Genomic DNA, 16,770 nt, shown 5'->3' with positions numbered 1-16,770 from the left:
GGGCGATCATGGGACTATTTGATTCTTTAATGGGAAATGCATCAGAAACCGATGTATTGAAAGTAGAGCGTGAGCTTAGCGACTGGCTGATCAAAGGAGAGCAGGTCGAATACGCCTTCAAGCTCTACCGTGATATGATTATTTTCACGAACCGCCGGCTGATTCTGCTCGACAAGCAGGGCGTGACCGGCAAGAAAACGGAATACCATACCGTACCGTATAAAAGCATTTCCCACTACAGTGTGGAGACAGCTGGTACGTTTGAATTCGACAGCGATTTGAAAGTATGGATAAAAGGACGCGCGGAACCAGTTGAAAAAAGCTTTAGAAAAGACGACAATATATTTAAAGTACAGCTCGTGCTGAGCTATTATGTATTATAAAAAAACAGTAGAAGTGTATGTATATTCCAAAAAATGATATCGGCGGGCGCGTTCGACAGGCCATGCCTCAGCTAAAGAGGAAAAGGCCGGCCTCTTTATCTTCACCTATGGCTGGTCTGTTCGAGTCGCCGCCTGATTATTTCTAAGCTGCCTTTCTTTAAAAAGGAATATCCCTATGTACATATACTGAATGATACGTTTTTCGATAATATAAACAAAAAACTGCCCATTCAGGCAGTTTTTTGTTTATACAAATATCATCTGGTCCGTCAGGCCTTTCATGCTGCTCGTCTGTTCCGAATCTGAGACAACCGTTGGCTGAAAGTCAATGAGAATAGCCGATCGTTCTCCGGGGACATCTTTTTCTCCTTTTTCCACAGTACCTACATAATGCGTAACGAGTGGGTCATAGACGCCGTAGGACTCAAGAGGGTTTTCCAGATAAAAGGAAGCGGTTAATTCGTCAGGGCGAAGATCAACAGGCATTCTGCCGCGGTGGGCCGGCACGGAAATAGCGTTCATGGCGCCTTTCACATTATGGCGGCGGATTAAATGGGCAAAGGTAAACGGCTCGCCGTCCTGATGCAGATTGTTGGGGGAGGATACGGCGATTTCGCCGGGTTCATTGACACAGAGCTTCACGAAATGAATGCCGGCGTGAACCGGCATCAGCGCATCTTCTTTCATCCAGAACGTCTGCTGGAAATCAAAACGGATGATTTCCTCGAGCAGTTTATTCTGCATCATGTTGTCAGGAAGCGCGGGAAAGCGCCTGTATTCATCAGTATACTCCGGGTTAAAGCTGCCCTGAAAGTATTCGTAGTAGGCTTTGTCTTCTATGACCGTTTTTGGAAGCCACTCTATCCGGTGCGATCCCGGCATAATGACGGCGCGGGCATACCGGCGAAAGCGGTTTAACTGCGGAGCGTATTCATCCTGTGGCAGTCCGTCAAAAACGGAAGTGATAGCTTCCAGGTCCTGTGTATAATTTTTTTTTGCTTTTAATTCATCTAATGTATAGTATTCAAAGCCATTTTCTTTTAAGCGGCTCATAATATTCCATCCTCCATACCTTGGTTTAACGATATAATCACGGTTTTTAGTCTATCACGTTTCGCCTTTTTCGATAAGCTGGAAGCTTCATTTTCAGAAAGAAACCATAAAAACGCCTCAGCCTGGAGCAGTGCATGCAGATTGGTGTACTTCTAAAAAACAGAAGCGTACAATACAACCTGTGCATAAGCAGGATTGGTTATTTTGACCTGCGTGGATTTTTAAATAGAAAGGATCGTGGCACTTCATATGAGCAGTCAACTGACAGAATCAAAATCAATAAACGCTCTATTCCAGCCTTGGAGCATAAAAGATCTTCACATGAAAAACCGGACCGTAATGGCTCCGATGACGAGAAACTTTTCCCCGGGAGGCGTTCCTGATGAAAATGTTGTATCCTATTACCGCCGCCGTGCGGAGAGCGAGGTAGGACTGATCGTAACAGAGGGAACCGGAATCAGCCATCCAGCCAGCCTGGATAATGAAAATATTCCCCGTTTTTACGGAGAAGATGCACTGAACGGATGGAAAAAGGTTGTAGAAGCCGTACATGAAGCAGGCGGCAGAATTGTGCCGCAGCTATGGCATGTAGGAATGACGAGACCGCTGGATGACAGCAGTAAATCTGTACCGCCGGTAGGACCTTCCGGCTTAAACCTTCACGGAGAAAAGGTCGTGGACCCGCTTTCTGAAGATGAAATGGAACTAATTATTCAGGCTTATGCAGAAGCAGCTAAGGCGGCTAAAGATATCGGATTTGATGGTATTGAAATCCACGGAGCCCATGGTTACCTGATTGACCAGTTTTTCTGGGACGTAACGAATAAAAGAACGGATGAGTACGGAGGCAATACTGTAGAACGCACCCGTTTTGCTGCAGATGTAATCAAAGCCTGCCGTAAAGCAGTGGGAGAAGACTTTCCTATTATCTTTCGTTTTTCCCAGTGGAAAATGACGGATTTTGAAGCGAAGCTGGCACAGACGCCGGACGAGCTTCGTGAATTTCTGGCGCCGCTCACCGAAGCAGGCGTGGATGTGTACCATTGCTCCACAAGAAGATTCTGGGAGCCGGAATTTGAAGGTTCTTCTTTAAATCTTGCCGGCTGGACGAAAGAATTGACAGGCCTTCCGGTTATTACAGTCGGATCCATCGGCTTAAATGATGCCTTTACAGAAAGAACACAGGCGGAAATGACAAGTATTGATCAGCTTGTGGAACGGCTTGAAGAAAACGAGTTTGATCTTGTAGCTATTGGACGGCCGCTTTTATCAGATCCGGCCTGGGTCCAAAAAGTGAAAGAAAACAACGCAGATGCGATTGTTCCGTTTTCCAAAAACGCGCTTAAAGAACTGTATTAATAAAATAAACAAAAAGCCCGCTGTATCCGTAATGGAGACAGCGGGCTTCCCTTATGAAAAGTGGATATCTTTACAAACCTGCTTTGCAGTCCGTGTCTGTGCGTCGTATAATGTAAAGAACATTTGTTCCGCATCCAGCAAGGATATTTTAACATAAAGGGGTAGACATACTCATGCCAGTAATATTAGCAGAAAAACCGAGTCAGGCCAAAGCCTATGCTGAAGCATTTCCGAAAGGCGGCAAAGGGGAAGGGTATATAAATATAGGGGCATGTGAGCAGTTTCCTGAAGGAGCTGTGCTTACATGGGGCGTAGGCCACCTCGTCGAACTCAAATCCCCGGCGGAGTATGAGCAGGCCTGGAAACGCTGGAGTCTCGTACAGCTTCCGATGATTCCAGAACGGTTTGAATGGAAGACTGCTGCCAAAACGAGAAAACAGTTTCACATTGTGCGTAAGTTTCTGCAGGCGGCGGATGAAATTATTATTGCCACCGACTGCGACCGCGAAGGAGAAAATATCGCCCGCAGCATTATTGAAAAAGCAGGCGCTTCCCATAAGCCGTCCAAACGCCTGTGGATTAACAGCCTGGAAAAGAATGAAGTCATTAAAGGATTCCAGCAGCTCCGTGCCGGGGATGCGTATATGGCTCTTTATCAGGAAGCTCAGGCGCGGCAGGTATCGGATTGGATGGTTGGGATGAACGCAAGCCGCCTTTATACGCTGCTGCTTCAAAGGAAGGGCATTAAATCCGTATTCAGTGTCGGCCGTGTCCAAACGCCAACGCTGAAATTGATTTATGACAGGCATATGGAAATCCAACGGTTTAAGCCGGAGCCTTATTTTGACGTAGAAGGAACGTTTAAAGCACCAACCGGAACGTATAAAGGCAAAGCGAAAATCCGTCACAAAAAGGCAGCAGATGCAGAAGCTCTGCTTAAAAAGCACGATATTGGAAAAAAGGAGATGGGCGAAGTCTCAGAAGTGAAGGTAAGCCGTAAAAAAATCAAGCCGCCGCTGCTTCATTCCTTATCAAGCCTGCAGACGACGATGAATAAAAAATATAAGCTCAGCCCATCCCGTACGCTTGAAATTGCCCAGTCTCTCTACGATCAGCCGTTAAAGCTGATCACTTACCCGCGGACGGATTCCCATCATATTACGAACAATGAGTTCGCCTACATTAAAAGCAATTTATCCAAATACCAGGCGACAGCTGGAAAAGTATTTGAACCGGCGACCGACTATCCGGGCCGGCGGTTTGTAGACGGCAGTAAAGTAAAAGAGCACTATGCGATTATCCCAACTAAAAAAATACCGACTGAAGCGGCTCTTCAAAAGCTGACGGCAGACCAGCGGAAAGTCTATATGGAAATTGTCCAGAGCGCGATTGCTATGTTTCATCATGACTATGAATATGATGAAACGACCGTTACGACGAATGTAAAAGACCTGCTGTTTTTCAGCAAAGGCAAGGTAGAGCGGGTCAAAGGGTGGAAGGAATGCTTTTCGGCAAAAACGGCCCCTGCCAAAAAAGATCCGAACGCTCCTCCCGTTCTTCCTCCTTTGGAGAAAGGCATGGGAGTGGATGCAGCCGTCTCCATTGAAGAAGGAACGACTAAGCCGCCTTCACCCTACACAGAAGGCCAGCTGATCAACATGATGAAGACGTGCGGAAAATGGATTGAAGAAGATGAAGAAGCCAAAACGGCGCTCCAGGAAGTAGAAGGACTCGGCACAGAAGCGACCCGCAGCGGTATTATTAAAACATTGATCCGCCAGGAATATATCAGCGTGCAGAAAAATATCGTGCACGTAACCCGTAAAGGTGAGCTGTTGTGTGAAGCCGTAGAAGGAACACTTCTTTCCAAGCCGGAGATGACCGCTAAATGGGAATTGTTTTTGAGGAAAATCGGAGAAGGCGAGGCGCAGAAAGAAGCGTTCATCGAACAAACGTCGGCATTCACAAGAGACCTGGTGGAAAAAGTACCGCAGGCAGTAGATGCTCTTACCGTATCGGAAGCTGACAAAGAAGAGGGCAAAGGAAAAAAAGCAGCCAAGTCCGAACCTATTGTGCTCTGTCCCACCTGTAAAGAAGGTTACATTATGAACCGGCGCAATTTTTATGGGTGCACGAATTATTCAAATGGCTGCAAGCAGACGTTTCCAAAAACCCTGCTGCGCAAAACGATTTCTTCGGCCCAGATTAAAAAACTCTGCCAGTCCGGGGAAACAAACCTGATTAAAGGATTTAAAGGGAAAGCCCCATTTGATGCGAAGCTGAAGCTGAACGAAGGCAAGGTGGAATTTGTCTTTCCTTCCAAAGCAGATAAGTCGTGAAACGGGGCTTCCTCTTCCGCTTATAGTAAAATGAAAAGGAAGAGGAGGGATGAACATGGGATTTGTTATCGCATCTGTTCTGGTGGGAGCATTTATTTACGGCCTGTTTTATACGATCCGAAAAGGAAGCCTGCCTTCCTCTTCCAATGATTTTACTCCTTATGATGATATTACGATGGGCCGCAAGCGTACGGTCAATGATCATATCCAGGTAACCGAAGAAGATACAAGGCACCGGCCGGCTTATACAGAGAGTCTGCCGGATGATAGAAAAAAGAAAGACACTTGATTTTGAAGAATTTGTAAGCTATACTGACATCAAATTGTTTTCTAGGGTTCCGCGGCGTCGTGCCGGACTGGTCCAAGAGAAAACACAGCATGTATAAAGCATGCTGGCACGGAGGGAAAAAAGCCCGGGAGATCTTCTAAAGAGAAGGTAGCGCCTGGGCTTTTTGTATGCGCGGATAAGGAGGTTTCCTGTGAATAAAGATTGGATCAAAATTGTGGTGGCCGCCTTATTTGAAATAGGCTGGGTCATTGGATTAAAGCATGCCTCCGGTTTTGGAGAGTGGAGCGCAACTATTTTGGCTATTGCAGCAAGCTTTTATCTGCTTGTAACGGGCAGCCGGTATCTTCCTGTCGGAACGGCGTATGCTGTATTTGTCGGGCTTGGGACAACCGGAACAGTTCTTGCGGAAATTCTGTTATTCGGAGAGCCTTTTTTATGGAGCAAAATGCTTTTCATTCTGCTTCTGCTTCTTGGAGTGATTGGATTGAAACTGGTGACAGATGAGAAGAAGGAGGCGAAAGCGTAATGGCATGGGTGTCTCTTATTTTTGCCGGCCTTTTTGAAATGGTTGGGGTAACGATGATTAATAAACTTCATCACGATCGGTCCATGCTGGCTTTTCTCGGTATTATCGGAGGATTTGGTATCAGCTTTGTGCTGCTCAGTTTTTCGATGCAGACCCTTCCGATGGGTACGGCCTATGCCGTCTGGACAGGAATTGGCGCCGCCGGTGGAGCTTTAATGGGCATGCTGTTTTATAGGGAATCGGCGGATTGGAAGCGGATTGTATGCATTGGTCTTATTATTGCGTCAGCTGTTGGATTAAAGCTGGTGCAGGGATAAATTCACATGATTTCCCGGCTGCCTGTTGCACAGGAGCCGCCGCTTCTTTATATTGAAGAGAGCGCGGTGCGTGGCAAACCGCAAATCTGTACCAAAGGAGTGAAGACATGTTATATATCCTTTATCAGGCTCACGCAGGAGCATGGGCATTTTTGTTCATTTTCTTCCTGTTAAGCTATTTTCTGCCTAAACAGAAAATTACGATGATGATCCAGCGTTTGTTCGTTGTGATTATGCTGGTTTCTGGAATAGGTATGGTTATCGGCTATGGTTTTCCTTTAATCTACATTTTTAAAGGGATTCTTGCGATTGCCTTGATTGCCGTAATGGAAATCCTGGTAGGACGCAGAAAGCGCAAGCAGTCTCAGGGTGTATTTTGGATTGCCTGTATTCTGTTATCTGCTGCCGTTCTTATTATGGGATTTATGTATTAATTCAAAAGAAAGCAGGCCGGAAAATAATCCGGTCTGCTTTTTTATTATTTGAAAAATTATTTGGGAGAGTACGCTCTCTGCGAAAACTCCAAAGCTGAGTAATAAAGCGGCAACTCTCCCTTTTCTATTTGTCCAGCTGCGGTCTCCACCTGCTTGGTATTCTTCAAGTCTGACAGCGGAAGCGGGCTTCCTTGCAGCCTTTCCAGAATACAGCGCAGGTTACAGGAGACCTCGCTTTTCTGTTAATGCGGGAGGTAGATTAGCTGTAGTATAAATAATACAGCAAAGATATAAACGAGCGGGTGTACGGTTTTTCCTTTTCCACGTACGAGCTTCAGCAGCGGATGGGAAATGAAACCAAAAGCAATGCCTGTCGCGATGCTTGAAGTGAGCGGCATGCTCAGTATAACGAGAAAGGCTGGGAAAGCTTCGTCAAACTCGTTCCATTTAATATTCGCAACACTTCCGAGCATCAGGCTGCCGACGATAATCAGTACAGGCGAAGTAATTGCCGGAATGCCGGATATTGCATTTACGACAGGAGCGAGAAACATTGTCAGGATGAATAAAAAGGCGACCGCTATTGTGGTAAGACCGGTTCGTCCACCCGCTGCGACGCCGGAAGACGACTCAATATAGGCACTGGTAGGGCTTGTTCCGAAAATAGAACCGACTGTTTTGGCAACAGCGTCGGAAAGAAGTGCCTGGCGCACACGCGGCATTTTATTGTTTTTCATCAAGCCTGCCTGTTCCGCGACGCCGATCATCGTTCCGGTTGTATCGAAAATAGTGACCAGCAGAAAGGAAAAGACGACGGCATACAAGCCGTAGCCAATGACATTAGCAAATGCATCCACAGGAGAACCGAAAATAAACCATTCCGGACTCGGCGGAGCCGCTGCCACGCCGCTTTCAAAAGATAAAGCCCCTGTAAAGTAAGCAATAATGCCGGTAACAACCATCCCGATAAATAATGCACTGTTGATTCGAAGGGCCATCAGCGTAATCATGACCGCCAGACCGGTAAGCGTAAGCAGGACAGGCGGCGATTGAAGGTCGCCCAGAGCCACGAGGTTTTCCGGGTGGGCTACGATAATACCGCTCATGCGAAAGCCGATAAAGGCAATAAATAAGCCGATGCCAGCCGTGATACCATATTTTAAATTAGAAGGAATCGCTTCGATTAACTTTTCACGAAAGGGCGTCAGCGATAGGATAATGAAAATAACCCCCGAGACAAAAACCGCACCGAACGCTACTTCGTATCCGATCTGATCGTTGTTTCCTACAACAGAATAGGCGAAATATGCATTAAGCCCCATACCGGGTGCTACTGCAATAGGGTAGTTGGCAAAGACAGCCATCCAGAGCGTGCCGACGACTGTGGCGATAATGGTGGCCATGAAAACAGCGTCAAACGGAACGCCGGCATCTGCCAGAATCACCGGGTTTACAACAACGATGTAAGCCATCGTCAGAAAAGTAGTAATACCTGCCAGAAGTTCGGTTCTTATATTAGTATTGTGCTCACTGAGCTTGAACCATCGATTAAGCATAAAAAAACCACCTTATATACGAAATATGTAACATGCCCTGTTATATATTATTCGTATATGAGGTGATTTGCAAGAAGAGAATACCTTCTTATTTTTGAAACTGCTCCAGCACTTTCCGACGCTCAAATGCACGAAGAAGCAGATAGGCAAGAGCTCCTCCGACCAAAGCGCTCAGAATAAATGAAGGAACAAAGGCAAATAGGGCCGTTGCTTCGCCAAACACCAACCGGGCGAGCGGATATGTCAGCAGGGCGCCGATAAGACCGGTGCCGATTACTTCCGCTCCGGCTGTGAATGAAAGCTTCTTCGTTCTCTGGTAGACGATACCGGCAAGCAGAGCCCCGATCATGCTGCCCGGGAAAGCAAAGATCGAACCGGTGCCGAAGATATTCCGGAGAAAAGAAGTGCCGAATGCCTGGGCAAGAGCGTACCAGGGACCGAGCAGCACGGCACTGATAACATTAATAAAATGCTGGACCGGAAAGATTCGTGCAAATCCGATTGGTATGGAAACAAATGGGCTGGTAACCGTTCCAACCGCAATTAAAACGGCGGTATATGTAAGTTTTTTTGTTTTGTTCATAACGGACCTCCTTTGTTTTTATTTTACCTTTTTTTCGTTGGGAAATAGAAGCCGGGACCGATTTTTTTATCTTTTTAAAAAATTGTGGTAAAGTATAAGTAACATAATAATGATTTAGATGATGGTTATGACACATAAAAGAGGTGAATGATGGAATTTGTTAAGCCGATCGTTGACATCGAAACCATTCAGGTTCTGAAAGCAGCTTTAAAAAAACACTCGGCCCGGGACTACCTGCTTTTCGTTTTTGCGATTAATACCGGCCTTCGCATAAGCGAAATGCTGAAAATTGAAGTAAACGATATGCTGGAAAACGACACAACGCCCGTGCGCTTTCTTCGTATTGGCCGGGAAGACATTTTTATTAACGACACTATTCACGAAGCACTGCATTATTATTTTTCAAAAGCAGATGCCGGCAGACTTACATATCTGTTTCAGTCTTCCCGTCTGGAAAAGCCGATTACAAGGCAGCAGACCTACCGCATTCTGACACAGGCAGCAAAGGAAGCCGGGGTAGAGGGAACGATCGGCCCGCATACCCTGCGGAAAACGTTCGGCTACCACGCGTATCAAAAAGGAATTGCGGTTTCGCTTATTCAAAAACGATTTCATCATGCAAGTCCTGCTGAAACGAGAAAATATATAGGCATCGAAAAAAATGAAGTAATACCCAAAGTGGATGTCAATCTATAACCAAGGAGGTCATCTATGATTTCAGCAAGCTTTAGTACAGACAGCTTTATTCTGCTTGGAGCGCTCCTTCTTATTATTGGAGTAGTCGTTACCAAGTTCTCTTCTAAACTCGGAATGCCCTCCCTGATTTTATTTATTCTGGTCGGTATGATTATGGGAAGCGATGGACTGGGCATCATTTTCTTTGACAATGTCGAATATGCCCAGCTGATCGGGATTATTGCGCTCGTTATTATACTATTTGAAGGGGGCTCGCAGACAGAGTGGCCCACGATCAAAAAAGTTCTCGGGCCCTCTTTGTCCCTTGCAACATTTGGTGTAATCCTTACTTCAGCGATCGTCGGGGTAGCTGCAAAGCTGATAGTTGATCTTTCCTGGACAGAGGCGCTGCTGCTTGGTTCGATTGTTGGTTCTACCGATGCGGCAGCGGTTTTTGCCGCTTTAAAAGAACGAAATATTAAAACGAAAATAGGGGCGACACTTGAAGCGGAATCAGGAACAAATGATCCGATGGCTGTGTTTTTAACAGTCGCTTTCATAGAATTGGTTATCCTCGATGAGCCAAGTTATTTACTTCTCGTCGGCTCTTTCTTCTGGCAGATGGGGCTGGGGCTTGTTATGGGCCTGGCTTTAGGGAAAATCGCTTCACTTTCGATTAACCGGATTAATCTGGATTCAAGTGGACTTTATCCAATTTTCGCGATTTCTTTTGCTCTGCTTACTTACGGCCTGGCCGCATTTGCTGGAGCCAGCGGACTTCTCGCAGTATATGTAGCCGCTTTAATAGTTGGTAATTCCGAATTGACCTACCGTCATTCTATTTTTCGATTTAATGAAGGATTGGCCTGGATGGCCCAGATTACGATGTTTATTATCCTGGGACTCCTTGCCTTTCCGGAACAGCTATTAAGTCCTTCTGTCGCTATTGCCGGACTGGTGCTGTCTGCTACGCTGATGCTCGTAGCAAGACCAGCCGCTACATTTCTTTCTACTATCGGAACCTCTTATAGTTTCAAGGAAAAAATATTCATATCCTGGGCGGGTCTGCGCGGTGCGGTACCGATCGTACTCGCTACATTCCCAATTGTAGCAGGCGTGGAGTCGGGTGAGGTTTTGTTTAATATTGTATTCTTTATTGTACTGACCTCCGCCTTGATTCAAGGATCGAGTATTTCTTATTTAGCCAAAAAACTGGGGCTTTCCGGCCCTAAAAAAGACGTGCCTTACCATTCGATTGAGCTGATATCGATTGGGAAAGCCAATGCTGAAATTATTGAATTCCAGACGGACCAGAATACACCAATTTTAGGGAAAAGCCTGCAGGAAATTAACTTTCCGGATAGTGTTCTGATCAGTGCGATCGTCCGGAATGAAGATTTGGTTACTCCTTACGGAGAGACGGTGATCGAAGAAGAGGACTTTCTTTATATTCTTGTGTCGCGTTCCGAGAAAAAGCAGCTGAAACAGATGTTGAAAGGAAAGCCGAATCGATCAAAATAAAATATGATAAACTAATAAAGCGGAACCTGCTCAGGTTCCGCTTTGCTTGTTATTCTCAGAAAGGAGGAGCATATGGGCGTTTTAATCAGCACGCTTATTCCGATTGGACTTATTTTTCTTTCCGGTTTTCTACTTCAGAAAAAACAGCTGCTCGATGTACGATCTGTCTCGGGTGTAGCTTTATACATACTAACGCCGGCTCTCGTGTTCCGGACCTTTTACACAACAGAGCCTGATTATGATGTGTTTCTCATTGTTTTATTTGCCGTCATCTTTCTTATGGTGATGCTTTTGTTAAATAAACTGCTGGCCTTTGTATTCCGCTGGGATGCCCCGACGGAAAGCGGCATGACCCTGTCTACTTCGTTTATGAATGCTGGGAACTACGGTGCCCCGCTGATACTGTTTGCTTTTGGAGAAGAGGCGTTTGCCTATGCCGTTATTTTTATGGTCATCCAATCTTTTTTTATGAGTACGGTAGGGGTATACATCGCTAACCGCAGCAATATGACAGGAACGGATGCGTTTCGGGTCGTATTGAAAATGCCTGCGTTTTTTGCCCTGCTGTTGGGCATATTGTTTCAATGGCTTCATATCACGATTCCATCCACCTATTTTGACAGTATCAGCATGCTCGGAGAGGCCTCTATTCCTGTCGTCATGGTTGTACTTGGCATGCAGCTTGCTAAAATTTCCCTGGCATCTCTTGAGTGGAAGCTGATCGGTGTTGGAACAGCCGTAAGACTCGTTCTTTCACCGGTGATTGCCTATGGGTTAACGCAGCTGCTGCAGACTAATGACCTCTTGAGTACTGTACTGATTGTAGCAGTGGCTATGCCTACTGCAGCAACGATAGCAATGATATCTGTAGAGTTTCATTCCAGTCCTGACCTGGTTTCAAGTATTACGCTGCTGACAACTATTCTAAGCGTTCCATCGCTGTGGGTATTGTTGTTAATAATTGGCGCGTAGAGGTAACATAGAAAGTGCACTCAAGATATAATAAATCGTGAAGAACGACAAGAGAAGGGAGTAGGTTGTATGAAAAAATGGGGAATAGGAGCTGGAGCTGTTGGGTTTCTTTTGTTAAGTGCCTGCGGCGGTTCCGACGAATCGGAAGCCGGGAATAGTCCGCCCAGCAGTGAACCGATTGAAGTAGCCATACATACCAGTGAAACAGCTGAGGCCGGTGAAGCGGCTTTAATTGAAGCTCACGTAGAGCAGGAGGGAGAAGCGGTGGAGGACGCAAACGAAGTGCTGTTTGAAATATGGAAAGAAGGCGAACAGGAAACGGGAGAGCAGCTGGAAGGCGGACACAGCAGTGACGGAGAATATACGCTGGACTACACGTTTGAAGAAAGCGGAACGTACTTCATAACAGCCCATGTCACCGCCCGCAATATGCACAGCATGCCGACAGAGGAAATAGAAGTAGAATAAAAAAAGAGGAAGGCAGTATTTGCCTTCCCCTCAGGCCAGACTATAGTGAAAAGATGGGCTGCATCAAATTAAAGCGTGTCTTTTTTACGGATTTCCGATACCGATTTAGCACCGATGCCCCAGTTATCGGTCTCTACTTCATCAATAACAACGACAGTTGTCTGAGGGTTTTTTCCGAGAACATCCTGCAGCAGTTTTGTGGCGCCTTCGATAAGCTGTTCTTTTTGCTCCGGAGTCGCGGGCTTATGTTCTTTTGTAATTTTAATATTTACAAATGGCATGATGCATCTCTCCTTTATATTAACGTATGCTTTCAGTATAAAGGTTTTTCCTTATTTATACAGTATTTAGTTTTTGTTAATTGACAATTCAAACAATGATAGCTTACGATGAATACTATAGTTAATTTAATAGTTTTACCACTAGGGGTGCCCTTTAAAAGGGCTGAGATTGAAGTAATACTTCGGGACTCTTTGAACCTGATCTGGATATACCAGCGGAGGGAAGTGGCTTGTCCTGCTTTTTTCCGCAGAAACCAACAGCCGCTTTCCCTCATGGGAAGGCGGCTTTTTTCATGGGCACACATCGGAAAGAACTGCATGCTGTATCAACGGGCAGGCAGACATTGGAAGAATGGATGCACATTTCTAAAAAAATCAAAGAATGGACGGATTGTTTTTATATACGTGAACCTCTCTGGTCTCTCAGGGAGCTGGAGACTGCTGTTGCATTTCTGCAGGAAGAAGGGGTGGCGGCCCAGCAGATCCGGCTGAATGTACCGGGAGAAAAAAGGCAGCATTTCAGGGATATCGGTTTTCATCTCAAAGAATCGGTGGAGCAGAAGCCACAGCAGAGCCTTGCTGCAGGCTGGTCTGTTCACAGTCTGGAAACGGCCCGCCAAAAAGAACAGGCCGGCGCTGACTATTTGTTTTTCGGTCATGTGTTTCCTACCGATAGTAAGTTGGGACTGGAACCACGCGGCCTGAAGCAGCTTGCGGCTATTGCAGAAGCGACCGCACTGCCGGTGATCGCGATCGGCGGCGTTACCCCGGAACGAGTGAAGGACTGCATCCGCTCCGGTGCTTCCGGTATTGCAGTGCTGTCAGGCCTGTATGAAGCAGAAGAGCCAAAGCATCGGGCGCATGCTTACTATACGAAGCTTAACGAGGAGGGAAGAACATGACATCCTATCATACCGTAGTGATCGGCGGCGGCATCAATGGCTGTTCCACCGCCTTTCATTTAGCGGAAAAAGGGAAACGGGTGCTCCTTTTGGAACGGAGCACAATTGGCAGTGAAGCTTCCAGCGCCGCTGCCGGTATGCTCGGAGCCCAGGTGGAGATTAACAGTCAGGGCTCTTTTTTCGACTTTGCAAGAGCGAGTCGGTCTATGTACGACGAATTAGTCCCTAAACTTGAATCGTATTCAGGCATTCAGGTGGATTATATAAAAAACGGTATGCTGAAAACCGCACACTCGGACGAAGAAACCGCCCATCTTCATAATGTGCTCGCCTTTCAGCAGAAGGCCGGCGAACAAGTCAGCTGGCTGACCCGTGAGGAGCTGCAGACAAAAGAACCGAACCTGGCAGACGAATCCATACAGGGTGCTCTGTATATGCCGAAAGACGGCCAGGTTATGGCGCCGTATCTTACGAAAGCCTATGCCGGAAGCGCCGCCCATTTAGGAGCGGAAATAATGGAACACACTCCGGTGTCTTCCATTAAGCAGAAGGCGGGAGGATATGAAGTGATCACGGGCCGGGAAACGATAGAATCGGAGCATGTAGTCATGGCAGGGGGCGCATGGACGGACCTTCTGGATGGCGACATTGGCCTCATGCCGCCAATGATTCCTGTTAAAGGAGATATTTTATCTGTCCGCCCCACAAAGCAGCTTATTGTGTCTACCGTTCATGCCCCGGATGTGTACCTTGTGCCAAAGAAAAATGGAACAGTAATTATTGGGGCAACCGAACACCCGGGATCTATGGAGACCCAGGTGTATGCGGGCTCTGTGCATGACCTGCTGAAAAGCGCATTTGCGTTAGTGCCGGGTCTTGCCGAAGCAGAGTTCAAACAGGCGTGGAGCGGAATCAGACCGCAGTCCGCAGACGGTCTTCCTTATCTCGGTTCTATTAATAATCAAGGCCTTTGGATAGCTGCAGGGCATTACCGGAATGGGATTCTGCTTTCGGCAGGAACAGGAAACTGGCTTGCCCGTTCCATCTGTGGAGAAACGGTCAATACGGAATGGGAGCAGGCATTCTCTCCCTATCGAAAACGAACAAAGGAAGGTGTTTCCAGTGAAGCTAACCATTAACGGAGAAGAACAGCAGATTCCGGATACAGTCGAATCCGTCGAGCAGCTGCTTGCTCATTTTAACGTCGGACACAAAAAGTCTGTCGTAGAAAAGAATGGAGAAATTTTAACCAAGCCGGATCAGAAAAAATCAGCGTTGAAAGAAAATGACCGGCTGGAAATTGTTCACTTTGTAGGAGGAGGATGAAAGATGTTAACTATTGGAGAGTTTTCTTTTGAATCACGATTGTTTTTGGGAACAGGTAAATACAAAACCGCAGAAGTACAAAAGCAGGCGGTGGCAGCTTCAGAGACGGAGGTGCTGACGTTTGCCGTAAGGCGGATGAATATATTTGACAGCACCCAGCCGGATCCTTTCGAAGATATGGATCTCAACGGGTACAGACTGCTCCCGAATACGGCCGGAGCCAAAACGGCTGAAGAAGCCGTACGTATTGCAAGAATGGCTGATGCAGCCGGGATGTGTGACATGATTAAAGTAGAAGTGATCGGCTGTGATAAAACCCTGCTGCCGGACCCGGTGGAGACGCTGAAAGCTTCTGAACAGCTTCTAAATGAAGGCTTTACCGTGTTAACGTATACGTCGGATGACGTAGTACTGGCAAGGAAACTGCAGGAACTTGGCATTCACGCTATAATGCCCGGAGCTTCACCTATCGGCACAGGACTGGGTATCGTAAATCCCTACAACCTGGCCCACATTATTGAACAGGCTGTTGTGCCGGTTATTGTAGATGCGGGTATCGGCAGTCCAAAAGATGCCTCTTATGCAATGGAGCTTGGAGCGGATGGGGTGCTCTTAAATACAGCAGTGGCCGGTGCCGATTATCCGGTGAAGATGGCAGAAGCAATGAAACTGGCGGTTCAGGCAGGAAGGCTTGGCCATGAAGCCGGTCGGACAGAGAAGAAGTTTTATGCTCAGGCCAGCAGTCCGTCCGAAGGAATGAGCCAGCTGTGACAAGCGGCCGTTATTCCCGCCAGGAGCTGTTCGCTCCGATTGGAAAAAAAGGGCAGCAGGCCTTTGGGGAAAAGCACGCCGTTATTATTGGGGCGGGCGCTTTAGGAAGCAGTATGGCAGAAACCCTGGTCAGAGCGGGGGTCGGAGCGGTTTCGATTGTGGACCGGGACTATGTGGAACACAGCAATTTAAACCGCCAGCAGCTCTACACCGAACGGGATGCAGACAGGTCAACGCCGAAAGCCGCTGCAGCGGAAGCACGGCTGCGTGACATTAACAGGCAAACGGATGTGAGAGCTGTAATAGGGGAAGTAGATCCCGCTCTGTTGGAGTCGTTTCTTCCTGCAGACGTTATTATCGATGCTCTTGATAATTTTGAAACACGCATGATGGTCAACGACTTTGCCTGTAGGCATGATATTCCTTTTATTTACGGCGCCTGTGTAGGAAGCTATGGTCTCACGTACACGATTATACCCGGCGATACGCCCTGCCTGCACTGTCTGATGGAAGACATTCCGATGGATGGAGAGACGTGTGACACGGCAGGCATCATTGCCCCGGCCGTTCAGATGGTCAGCAGCCACCAGGCAGTGGAAGCGTTGAAATTACTGAGTGGAAATGAAAAGGATCTGCGGCGTACCCTTCTGTCTTTTGATGTTTGGGAAAATCAACACCGGACGATGAACCTGGATAAATTAAAAAAGCCGGACTGTGCTTCCTGCGGACAAGAAGCCTCTTATCCTTATCTGCAATGGGAAGCCAAGTCCTCCCTGGAAACTCTCTGCGGCCGGGATGCGGTGCAGGTCCGGCCGGCTAAGGCAGTGAAAGCGTCATTAGAGCACCTGAAAGAGCAGCATGAAAGTATTGTCCGGAAATCCAATCCCCACCTGCTTGTACTGGAGTGGGAAGAAAAAAGAATCGTCCTGTTTGCAGATGGACGTGCCATTATTCACGGGGAATCCGATAAGGTAAAAGCACGGAAAATATATCATCAGATCGTCGGTGGGTAAAA

Annotated in this window: 20 protein-coding genes and 2 riboswitches; of the genes, 16 read left to right on the top strand and 4 right to left on the bottom strand. The window is 47.0% G+C overall.

What is annotated here, in order from left to right; translation table 11 throughout:
- Nucleotides 1–8 precede the first annotated feature (8 nt).
- Complete coding sequence (locus AC5W2J_RS12390; protein WP_496059772.1) at nt 9–383, top strand: PH domain-containing protein; 375 nt, start codon at nt 9–11, stop codon at nt 381–383.
- A 246-nt stretch (nt 384–629) separates the two neighbouring features.
- Here AC5W2J_RS12390 and AC5W2J_RS12385 read toward each other — a convergent pair whose 3' ends face one another.
- Nucleotides 630–1,436, bottom strand: a complete 807-nt coding sequence (locus tag AC5W2J_RS12385) for a 2OG-Fe dioxygenase family protein (RefSeq protein ID WP_496059771.1) — start codon at nt 1,434–1,436, stop codon at nt 630–632.
- Nucleotides 1,437–1,685: 249 nt separating this feature from the next.
- Here AC5W2J_RS12385 and AC5W2J_RS12380 point away from each other — a divergent pair, with 249 nt between their 5' ends.
- The 6 genes from AC5W2J_RS12380 (at nt 1,686) to AC5W2J_RS12355 (ending at nt 6,700) form a co-directional block, all read left to right on the top strand.
- Nucleotides 1,686–2,795, top strand: a complete 1,110-nt coding sequence (locus tag AC5W2J_RS12380) for an NADH:flavin oxidoreductase (protein ID WP_496059770.1) — start codon at nt 1,686–1,688, stop codon at nt 2,793–2,795.
- 173 nt (nt 2,796–2,968) lie between these two features.
- Nucleotides 2,969–5,134 carry a type IA DNA topoisomerase gene (locus tag AC5W2J_RS12375; protein ID WP_496059769.1) on the top strand — a complete coding sequence of 722 codons (2,166 nt, stop codon included), beginning with the start codon at nt 2,969–2,971 and terminating at the stop codon, nt 5,132–5,134.
- A gap of 55 nt (nt 5,135–5,189) precedes the next feature.
- Complete coding sequence (locus AC5W2J_RS12370) at nt 5,190–5,423, top strand: hypothetical protein (RefSeq protein ID WP_496059768.1); 234 nt, start codon at nt 5,190–5,192, stop codon at nt 5,421–5,423.
- A gap of 30 nt (nt 5,424–5,453) precedes the next feature.
- A riboswitch (guanidine-I (ykkC/yxkD leader) is annotated at nt 5,454–5,556 on the top strand.
- A 57-nt stretch (nt 5,557–5,613) separates the two neighbouring features.
- The gene (locus AC5W2J_RS12365; protein ID WP_496059767.1) at nt 5,614–5,949 is read left to right on the top strand and encodes a DMT family transporter; all 336 of its coding nucleotides are present in this window, start codon (nt 5,614–5,616) and stop codon (nt 5,947–5,949) included.
- Nucleotides 5,949–6,266, top strand: a complete 318-nt coding sequence (locus AC5W2J_RS12360) for a DMT family transporter (RefSeq protein ID WP_496059766.1) — start codon at nt 5,949–5,951, stop codon at nt 6,264–6,266. The genes AC5W2J_RS12365 and AC5W2J_RS12360 overlap by 1 nt, the downstream gene beginning before the upstream one ends.
- Before the next feature lie 107 nt (nt 6,267–6,373).
- Nucleotides 6,374–6,700 (top strand): DUF1516 family protein, encoded by a 327-nt coding sequence (locus AC5W2J_RS12355; protein WP_496059765.1) that lies wholly within the window; start codon nt 6,374–6,376, stop codon nt 6,698–6,700.
- Between the two features lie 242 nt (nt 6,701–6,942).
- On the opposite strand, the gene AC5W2J_RS12350 is transcribed toward AC5W2J_RS12355, so the two are convergent.
- Together AC5W2J_RS12350 and thiW are read right to left on the bottom strand one after the other, a co-directional pair.
- Nucleotides 6,943–8,256, bottom strand: a complete 1,314-nt coding sequence (locus tag AC5W2J_RS12350; protein WP_496059764.1) for an NCS2 family permease — start codon at nt 8,254–8,256, stop codon at nt 6,943–6,945.
- Between the two features lie 88 nt (nt 8,257–8,344).
- A complete protein-coding gene (gene thiW, locus AC5W2J_RS12345) occupies nt 8,345–8,839 on the bottom strand; it encodes an energy coupling factor transporter S component ThiW (RefSeq protein WP_496059763.1) in 495 nt (164 codons plus the stop codon).
- Nucleotides 8,840–8,986: 147 nt separating this feature from the next.
- Between thiW and AC5W2J_RS12340 the strand changes: the two genes are divergently transcribed.
- The 4 genes from AC5W2J_RS12340 (at nt 8,987) to AC5W2J_RS12325 (ending at nt 12,475) form a co-directional block, all read left to right on the top strand.
- The gene (locus AC5W2J_RS12340) at nt 8,987–9,535 is read left to right on the top strand and encodes a tyrosine-type recombinase/integrase (protein ID WP_496059762.1); all 549 of its coding nucleotides are present in this window, start codon (nt 8,987–8,989) and stop codon (nt 9,533–9,535) included.
- A 15-nt stretch (nt 9,536–9,550) separates the two neighbouring features.
- Nucleotides 9,551–11,035, top strand: coding sequence for a potassium/proton antiporter (locus AC5W2J_RS12335; RefSeq protein WP_496059761.1), 1,485 nt, complete (start codon nt 9,551–9,553; stop codon nt 11,033–11,035).
- A gap of 72 nt (nt 11,036–11,107) precedes the next feature.
- A complete protein-coding gene (locus AC5W2J_RS12330; protein ID WP_496059760.1) occupies nt 11,108–12,007 on the top strand; it encodes an AEC family transporter in 900 nt (299 codons plus the stop codon).
- 69 nt (nt 12,008–12,076) lie between these two features.
- Nucleotides 12,077–12,475 (top strand): FixH family protein, encoded by a 399-nt coding sequence (locus AC5W2J_RS12325; protein WP_496059759.1) that lies wholly within the window; start codon nt 12,077–12,079, stop codon nt 12,473–12,475.
- Nucleotides 12,476–12,543: 68 nt separating this feature from the next.
- Here the strand turns inward: AC5W2J_RS12325 and AC5W2J_RS12320 are convergent, their stop codons facing one another.
- Entirely contained in the window at nt 12,544–12,756 is a 213-nt protein-coding gene (locus AC5W2J_RS12320; protein ID WP_496059758.1) for a 2-hydroxymuconate tautomerase family protein, read from the bottom strand.
- A gap of 133 nt (nt 12,757–12,889) precedes the next feature.
- A riboswitch (TPP riboswitch) is annotated at nt 12,890–12,997 on the top strand.
- A 52-nt stretch (nt 12,998–13,049) separates the two neighbouring features.
- On the opposite strand from AC5W2J_RS12320, the gene AC5W2J_RS12315 reads away from it, so the two are divergent.
- Genes AC5W2J_RS12315 through AC5W2J_RS12295 form a run of 5 tightly spaced genes read left to right on the top strand, consistent with a single transcriptional unit; the run spans nt 13,050 to nt 16,768 of the window.
- Nucleotides 13,050–13,658, top strand: coding sequence for a thiamine phosphate synthase (locus AC5W2J_RS12315; protein ID WP_496059757.1), 609 nt, complete (start codon nt 13,050–13,052; stop codon nt 13,656–13,658).
- Complete coding sequence (gene thiO / locus AC5W2J_RS12310) at nt 13,655–14,797, top strand: glycine oxidase ThiO (RefSeq protein ID WP_496059756.1); 1,143 nt, start codon at nt 13,655–13,657, stop codon at nt 14,795–14,797. Before AC5W2J_RS12315 ends, thiO begins: the two co-directional genes overlap by 4 nt.
- Nucleotides 14,781–14,984 (top strand): sulfur carrier protein ThiS, encoded by a 204-nt coding sequence (gene thiS / locus AC5W2J_RS12305; RefSeq protein ID WP_496059755.1) that lies wholly within the window; start codon nt 14,781–14,783, stop codon nt 14,982–14,984. The genes thiO and thiS overlap by 17 nt, the downstream gene beginning before the upstream one ends.
- Before the next feature lie 3 nt (nt 14,985–14,987).
- Entirely contained in the window at nt 14,988–15,755 is a 768-nt protein-coding gene (locus AC5W2J_RS12300; RefSeq protein WP_496059754.1) for a thiazole synthase, read from the top strand.
- A complete protein-coding gene (locus AC5W2J_RS12295; protein WP_496059753.1) occupies nt 15,752–16,768 on the top strand; it encodes a ThiF family adenylyltransferase in 1,017 nt (338 codons plus the stop codon). Before AC5W2J_RS12300 ends, AC5W2J_RS12295 begins: the two co-directional genes overlap by 4 nt.
- The last annotated feature ends 2 nt before the right edge of the window (nt 16,769–16,770 follow it).

This window comes from Sinobaca sp. SA16-1 (genome assembly GCF_059510515.1).
Note: the sequence above shows the minus strand (reverse complement) of the source record. Positions and strands in the feature narration are given on the sequence as shown.

What these genes read in the sequence shown, in the direction of transcription:
- AC5W2J_RS12370 (WP_496059768.1), top strand. Translation starts at nt 5,190, where the DNA reads ATGGGATTTGTTATCGCATCTGTTCTGGTGGGAGCATTTATTTACGGC.
- AC5W2J_RS12350 (WP_496059764.1), bottom strand. Translation starts at nt 8,256, where the DNA reads ATGCTTAATCGATGGTTCAAGCTCAGTGAGCACAATACTAATATAAGA.
- AC5W2J_RS12375 (WP_496059769.1), top strand. Translation starts at nt 2,969, where the DNA reads ATGCCAGTAATATTAGCAGAAAAACCGAGTCAGGCCAAAGCCTATGCT.
- AC5W2J_RS12300 (WP_496059754.1), top strand. Translation starts at nt 14,988, where the DNA reads ATGTTAACTATTGGAGAGTTTTCTTTTGAATCACGATTGTTTTTGGGA.
- AC5W2J_RS12355 (WP_496059765.1), top strand. Translation starts at nt 6,374, where the DNA reads ATGTTATATATCCTTTATCAGGCTCACGCAGGAGCATGGGCATTTTTG.
- AC5W2J_RS12315 (WP_496059757.1), top strand. Translation starts at nt 13,050, where the DNA reads ATGGGCACACATCGGAAAGAACTGCATGCTGTATCAACGGGCAGGCAG.
- AC5W2J_RS12380 (WP_496059770.1), top strand. Translation starts at nt 1,686, where the DNA reads ATGAGCAGTCAACTGACAGAATCAAAATCAATAAACGCTCTATTCCAG.
- AC5W2J_RS12330 (WP_496059760.1), top strand. Translation starts at nt 11,108, where the DNA reads ATGGGCGTTTTAATCAGCACGCTTATTCCGATTGGACTTATTTTTCTT.
- AC5W2J_RS12335 (WP_496059761.1), top strand. Translation starts at nt 9,551, where the DNA reads ATGATTTCAGCAAGCTTTAGTACAGACAGCTTTATTCTGCTTGGAGCG.
- thiW (WP_496059763.1), bottom strand. Translation starts at nt 8,839, where the DNA reads ATGAACAAAACAAAAAAACTTACATATACCGCCGTTTTAATTGCGGTT.
- AC5W2J_RS12360 (WP_496059766.1), top strand. Translation starts at nt 5,949, where the DNA reads ATGGCATGGGTGTCTCTTATTTTTGCCGGCCTTTTTGAAATGGTTGGG.
- AC5W2J_RS12340 (WP_496059762.1), top strand. Translation starts at nt 8,987, where the DNA reads ATGATGGAATTTGTTAAGCCGATCGTTGACATCGAAACCATTCAGGTT.
- AC5W2J_RS12385 (WP_496059771.1), bottom strand. Translation starts at nt 1,436, where the DNA reads ATGAGCCGCTTAAAAGAAAATGGCTTTGAATACTATACATTAGATGAA.
- thiO (WP_496059756.1), top strand. Translation starts at nt 13,655, where the DNA reads ATGACATCCTATCATACCGTAGTGATCGGCGGCGGCATCAATGGCTGT.
- AC5W2J_RS12325 (WP_496059759.1), top strand. Translation starts at nt 12,077, where the DNA reads ATGAAAAAATGGGGAATAGGAGCTGGAGCTGTTGGGTTTCTTTTGTTA.
- AC5W2J_RS12390 (WP_496059772.1), top strand. Translation starts at nt 9, where the DNA reads ATGGGACTATTTGATTCTTTAATGGGAAATGCATCAGAAACCGATGTA.
- AC5W2J_RS12320 (WP_496059758.1), bottom strand. Translation starts at nt 12,756, where the DNA reads ATGCCATTTGTAAATATTAAAATTACAAAAGAACATAAGCCCGCGACT.